Source organism: Ferruginibacter sp. (assembly GCF_031430955.1).
Classification (GTDB): domain Bacteria; phylum Bacteroidota; class Bacteroidia; order Chitinophagales; family Chitinophagaceae; genus Ferruginibacter.
In genome coordinates, this window is record NZ_JANPCM010000316.1 from 1 (window position 1) to 1,549 (window position 1,549).

The 1,549-nt window shown below is 35.8% G+C and carries 1 protein-coding gene and 1 pseudogene; both read right to left on the bottom strand.

Annotation, left to right across the window (positions count from 1 at the left end; all coding sequences use genetic code 11):
- Nucleotides 1-236: pseudogene (locus ACY65O_RS08885) on the bottom strand (hypothetical protein); the annotation flags it as partial.
- A gap of 3 nt (nucleotides 237-239) precedes the next feature.
- Nucleotides 240-1,549: ABC transporter substrate-binding protein (locus ACY65O_RS08890; RefSeq protein WP_462220500.1), on the bottom strand; the 1,310-nt coding region annotated here is incomplete at its 5' end.

Here is a 1,549-nt window from a genome sequence, read left to right on the forward strand (position 1 = left end):
TTGTCGAAAATAAGTGAATCGGCTTTTTTATCCTTTACATGACAGTATTTACAATCCACACCGAGTTGTACATTAAAACCATCCATTATCTTATCCAGCGAATCGGTTGTTATGTTTTTGGGCAACACCTGCAGGTTTTTAAATTCTTCATTTACCGGTTGTTTAACAGCAGCAATGCCCATAAAAATGAAGGCTGCTAAACCCGCAATAACTTTTAATTTTTTAAATGATTTCATAAGTTATAATTTTTTTACCCTTCTTAGCTCCAAAAGGTTTAAACTGTTTGGATAAAAGTTTTCAATATTTAAATGAACAAGGTGTATAGCCATATCGTACCAAAGCGGCACCACCGGCGCATCTGCAATAATTATTTTATCCATTTGCTGATACAATTTGTAACGGAGGCTGTCATTTTTTTCTGATAAAGATTTTTCATACAACATATCGTACGCTGCATTTTTATAACGGGTGTAATTGGGCGGTGCAGGATTTTTGCTGTAAAAAACACTCAGGTAATTTTCTGCATCGGGGTAATCGGCTATCCAGCTGCCACGAAAAAATAATGCTTGCGATTTTGAAGTCTGCTCCAGTAACAAACTTTTTTGTATTACTTCCACCTGTATATTTATTCCAATTTGCCGAAGTTCATTAGCAATATAATTTCCTAAATCGCCATAAATGGGAATGGTGAGTAATTTTATTTCTGGCAAATTTTTTCCATCGGCATAACCGGCTTCTGCCAATAATTGTTTTGCTTTGGCAACATTGTATTGATAACCTTTTACATTTACAGAATCGAAAGATGGCAAACCGCAGGGAACAAAACCACTTTCGGCAGCAATACCAATAGAGTTGCGTAGATACAGCATCATCTTCCTTCTGTCGAAACCATAATTAATGGCCTGCCTTATTTTTTGTAATCGCAATGGAGAATTTTTTACCAGCTCATTTTGTTCATCTACCAAAATGCCTAAATATTCTATGTTGAGATAAGGTTGTTTTTGTAATTCAATTTTGCCTTCCCATATTTTTTTAAGGTTACCGGTTTTGGTAAGCATTTCATCTTTAAAAGAAGGATCAATATCATCAATAAAATCTAAACGGTTTTGCTGAAACTCTAAAAACTCTGTGGCCTTACTGTCGTAAAAAGAAACTTTAATGCCATCAAGATAAGGTACACGTTTCCCTGCGGTATCTTTCTCAAAATAATTTTCATTTTTCTTCAACACCAATGCCTGCCCTTCTTCCCATGCCATAAAACTAAAAGGTCCGCTGCCTACCGGGTGGCGGCGAAAATCATTTTTATATTTTTCCACCGCTTCTTTAGCAACAACCGAACAATACTGCATACTCAATATGCCCAATATAGATTGAAAAGGCCGTATCAATTTTAATTGAAAAACAGAATCGTTAATGGCAGTAAAACCATTCACACTATCCACACGGTTGTTAAATATCCATGCACCGGGACTGGCGGTATTTTTATCTACTATTCTTTTAAAACTGTATTCCACATCCTGCGCTGTAAGTTTTCTGCCTTTGTTATTTG